Raw genomic sequence first — 4,586 nt, 5'->3', positions numbered from 1 at the left:
GTGTTGTAATCCGACACGCTTTGCAAACAAGCGGCTATCTATTCTCGATTCAGTTCTGTGCTGAACTAAAATAGGCTCCTGGCTGTTTTCAGCGTAAGCGAGTCCCTGACCGATTAAGGCCATATTTTTAGATGTCATCGTTTTACCCTGTCTTAATTAATTTTATTTTCGGCTATAGGGGTTATTTATATATTTAGCCCTTGATGGAGAAATACCACCAAAGGCATTCAGTGAAGTTATTTAAAATGACTTTTACCGGATAAAAAAATAGGGAATGGAGATTATTTTTGATGTGTGGTTATGCAGCAATATGAGCGTATTTCATTTGAATGAAATCTAGCGGCACTTCCTTATGCCTTGATGCCCCGATTCATTGGTATCTTGCCTCATCACGCTCTTTAAACCAGCTTTCAACCTCATCAACAAACCACCCTTTACGACGAATGCCTATCCTGATAAATTTGGGGAAATTAACCTTTTCATCAGCACAAAATTCATCAAAAGAGCTTCTTGATGCAAATCTCAATTTCTTCATTAATTCTTCTGCTGTTGTTATTTCTCTATCAATATATCGCATAAATCCTCACTGAATTAAATTTCATAATAAGTGTGGGTAATAATCCCACACATAAGATACAAAAATCACGTCACCTTAAATAACTAACTTTAATCCCCGAATGTTATTATTAACGTCAACCTTACCTTTCTTGGACGCATCCAAGAAATCTCCCCACCACTCCATTAACTCAAAACGTTGTTCAAGATACACGCTTCGATTATAAATTCTGCGTACAGCATTTTTATCGACATGAGCTAATGCAGCCTCAATAACATCAGGATTAAAACCATGTTCGTTCATGGTCGTACTTGCCAGTGATCTAAACCCATGTGGAACTATATTCGCATTTGCTCGCTTCAATACAATACCGATTGTTCCCCGTTTAATGTGACTTACTGATTTACTCGGTGAAGCAAATACGAATATTTGCCCGGAAGAAAATTTCTTCATTTCCTCTAAAGTGTTTATTGCCTGCTTAGATAGTGCCACTGTATGAGCACGTTTACTCTTCATTCTTTCTGCGGGTATGATCCATATTCTTTTATCAATGTCTATTTCATCCCAGCGAGTCCCACAGGCTTCATTTGGCCTGACCATTGTTAGCATCAACCACTCTATTAATAATCTTGTTTGAGGTTCCATAACTACGCGATTTAATGCTTCCCAGAATTCAGGTAATTCATTTGCTTTTATGGTTTTAAACGGGGTATTTTTATATGGTGCTACTGCTTTAATAATACTTTGTGCTGGATTAAACAGTATAGCTCCAGAATTTACAGCATAATCAAGTATCTCTCTTACTCTACGAATAGAAACATAGTGCGTTCGTGATTTCCCCTCTTCTTTCAAATAATCAAATGCCCTGAGAATATATTTGGGTGTTAATTCAGTAATAGGCACGCTTCCTATGGCGGGTATGATGTGATTATCTAACATCATTTTTATTGTTGACGCTGTTATTGGTCTTATTCCCAGTGATTTTTTCAACTCAAACCATTCAAAGGCCACATTAGAAAAAATGTTCTCTATCTCTGCGGCTTTTTGTATCGCCTTTGCCTCTCGATCCTGCTGAGGGTCTCTATTTTGTGATAACATTTCTTTCGCTTCATCCCTGAGCTTTCTTGCTGATGCTAAGGTCACGGTTGGATACTGACCAAAACTAATCAACGCTCTTTTCTTTGTATAAGGTCTGCTATAAGAAAAGCGCCAGATCTTTGAGCCACTGGATTTAACCAATAGATACAAACCACCGCCGTCATGAAGGCTATACTCTTTATCGGCCTTTTTCGCTGATTTAATTTCCGTGTTGGTTAAAGGCTTTGATATCTTGGGCATTTTTATACTCTCCATTTTTTGCTATACGGCCTAAACGTATATCAAAACGTATAGCAAGATTTACCGTATTTAAGCCCTGATAACCCATTACCGTCATGAATGCTTTTTGATCAAAAAGACCATAACCTATTAAATAGGTAAGAGTTTATCCGGCTTACCGAGGATTACCCATAAAAGATATCTAGAACGATCTGGTCAGCTAGCTCAAATTGGATATTGAGCATCTCACGCTCAGCAGCCGTGTACTGACCACCGATACGCTCCCCGATCTGGCGGCGAATGGGTTTGCGTAAATCCGGGGCACGCTTATCTTTGATGTAGGCGGGCTTGAACGTATTCGTCTGGAACTTACGGGACTCAACCAGCACGCCTTGCACTAACGGGGAAACAAACGGGGCCATTCGGCGCAGGCCGACATCCACGTCGATAGATACTTCTTCGGTATCCGACTCCACGATATTGGGGAAAAACTTGTCCAACAGCCAGTTCTGACTAGTGATCAGGTTCGGCACAACCTGCACTAACACGTTGGTATCATAGATATTATTCATACTGTTTCTCATGATAAAAGACGTCACCATGCCTACGGTAAGCCGCATAAAGACGTCTGTTTGAAGTTAAATCATTAAATCAGGCGGTCACGCTGTCGCGCAGGAAAAGAGAGAATTTACGCAGGGCATCGGTCAGTTCAGGCAAAGACCAGCTTTCATCACGAATAATACGATGCTGGTTAAATTCGCCCATCAGGTACACACCCCCACTGACACTGTTTTCCGTCGCATTCACATCATCTACCAGAATGGCGCACGGGGTTTGACTGCCGTCTGTTGCGGATTTTTTACTGAGCACATATTCACGGGTCGCGGTGATTTGACCCAGCACTGTACCATGTTTCAGAATGCCAGATTTTGCAATGGTCACGGTATCAGTGACTAATTGCAGTTGCCCGGCAATCAGCTGATCGGGGACAAAAACCGACTGACGAACACCCGGCTGAAACGGGTTATTGGAAAACTGATCCATTATTTTGTTCCTCTATTGGTGTTGTATAAACCCGTCATCTGCTGCGCCAGTGCGGCCGCAGAGCCTTTCGCGGGTTGCTGCGCATCGGGACCTAATCGCACCTGCTCAGCCTGCATCCGGCTATCCAGTGTGACGCGAGTCATGGCAGGCTGAATAACACCCATCACCTTCATTGTATTGATAGCCTCACTCGCTGACATTCTGGTATTGAACGCCAGATGTGCTGCCATATCAGGACGCCCAGCGGCGTATTTACTGCCAAATACTTGAGCGCAGCGTTTACGCTCGGCGCGGCGGCCTTTTTTAACGTCCTCATTGTCGTCAGCGTCAGGATCATTGTCTTCCGCATCCGGGTCGTCATCATCATCTTCTGACTTGGCCTTTTTAGCCTTTTTCGCTTTTTTGCCTTCCTTTTCTTCGTCCTGCTCTTCGGCGTCTTCACGCTCTTCATCGTCTTCGGCATCTTCTTCGTGCTCGTCTTCTTCCGCACGACGGGATTTCGCCTTACGTGCTTTTTCGTCTTCATCGTGCTCGTCAGCAGCACGGGCTTTGGCACCTAACAGGTGTGCAAATTTAAACATCGTTATATTACTCCAGCGTCTTTCATTAGTGTTTGAAATGCTACGTCAGGGGTTGCCACTGTATCCGCTAACCCCAGATGAACACCGTCAGCCGCCAGATAACAGGCTGCTTGAGTGTCTCGAATAATCTTTTCTGAAATGCCTCGATTACGGGCAACAGTACCAACAAATAACTGTCCCATTGCGTCAACATCGCTCTGTATCGCCTGCTGCGCTTCCGTGCTTAATTTTATGTACGGGTTACTTTCGGCTTTTCTGTCACCATAGGTGATGATCGTGACGGTCAATCCATCGTCCTTGATGCGCTGTGACCAGTCACAATGGATAACAATCACTCCCACCGAACCGACGCCGCCTGTGCGCGGTACGGTAATTTTATCGGCGGCACTGGCGATAGCGTAGGCCGCCGAATAAGCGTTTTCGGTCAAAATGGCGTGAATGGGCTTTTCACCCCGTGAATGGTAAATCAGGTCCACCAGGTCAAAACAACCGGCAACCTCGCCACCGGGCGAATCAATATCGAGACAGATCCCTTTCACTTCCGGGTCATTCAATGCCCTGAGAAACGTCTGGCGTATTCCGTCATAGCCCGTCATGCCACTATACGGACGCAGCGTACCGAGTTTTTGCACCAGCGTTCCCTGTACTGGAATAACAGCAATCCCCTCTAAAATGTCATAACCCGTATCCCGCCCACGATGGGAAAATGAATCATCATCATTCCAGTCCATCCCGGCCTGAATTTTAGTGATACCAAATCGGTCAGTTAACGCCGCCATGACCACTTCCGCTTTGCGCGGGTGTATTGCCAGCGGCACGTTAAACAGCCGCTGGGCTAAGTGGGGTAAATTCATCATTCCCCTGATCCTCTGTTGGTTTGTTGTTGCGGCACCGGTTCAGCCCATTCAGGCAGCGGAATACCGCGCTCCTTAAAGGCTTCAATCTCCCGCGCACGCTGATCTAGCATCTCCTCCCAATCCTCACCGGCGTTTTCTGCCGCCTCCATTTCCAGCGTGGACAATCCGGCATCCATTCCCAAAATCGCCCCCTTCTTCTCCGCCACCGGGTCCACCCAGCCGCGACCGGGT

5 protein-coding genes and 2 pseudogenes are annotated in these 4,586 nt (G+C 45.2%); all 7 read right to left on the bottom strand.

The features are described from left to right. Positions 1-370: 370 nt before the first annotated feature. Positions 371-577, bottom strand: a complete 207-nt coding sequence (locus Xvie_RS19300) for a helix-turn-helix transcriptional regulator (RefSeq protein ID WP_038196686.1) — start codon at positions 575-577, stop codon at positions 371-373. Between the two features lie 75 nt (positions 578-652). Then, positions 653-1,894, bottom strand: a complete 1,242-nt coding sequence (locus Xvie_RS19295) for a tyrosine-type recombinase/integrase (RefSeq protein WP_167376331.1) — start codon at positions 1,892-1,894, stop codon at positions 653-655. A 188-nt stretch (positions 1,895-2,082) separates the two neighbouring features. Then, positions 2,083-2,445: pseudogene (locus Xvie_RS19290) on the bottom strand (major capsid protein); the annotation flags it as partial. Between the two features lie 79 nt (positions 2,446-2,524). Further along, entirely contained in the window at positions 2,525-2,917 is a 393-nt protein-coding gene (locus Xvie_RS19285; protein ID WP_086110744.1) for a head decoration protein, read from the bottom strand. Continuing rightward, a complete protein-coding gene (locus Xvie_RS19280; RefSeq protein WP_086110743.1) occupies positions 2,917-3,498 on the bottom strand; it encodes a hypothetical protein in 582 nt (193 codons plus the stop codon). The genes Xvie_RS19285 and Xvie_RS19280 overlap by 1 nt, the downstream gene beginning before the upstream one ends. 2 nt (positions 3,499-3,500) lie before the next feature. After that, the gene (locus Xvie_RS19275; RefSeq protein ID WP_086110742.1) at positions 3,501-4,352 is read right to left on the bottom strand and encodes a S49 family peptidase; all 852 of its coding nucleotides are present in this window, start codon (positions 4,350-4,352) and stop codon (positions 3,501-3,503) included. Further along, positions 4,352-4,586, bottom strand: a pseudogene (locus tag Xvie_RS19270) (phage portal protein); the annotation flags it as partial. The gene Xvie_RS19275 and the pseudogene Xvie_RS19270, both read right to left, overlap by 1 nt.

This window comes from Xenorhabdus vietnamensis (genome assembly GCF_002127535.1).
Classification (GTDB): domain Bacteria; phylum Pseudomonadota; class Gammaproteobacteria; order Enterobacterales; family Enterobacteriaceae; genus Xenorhabdus; species Xenorhabdus vietnamensis.
This window is presented reverse-complemented; position numbering and strand designations above follow the sequence as displayed.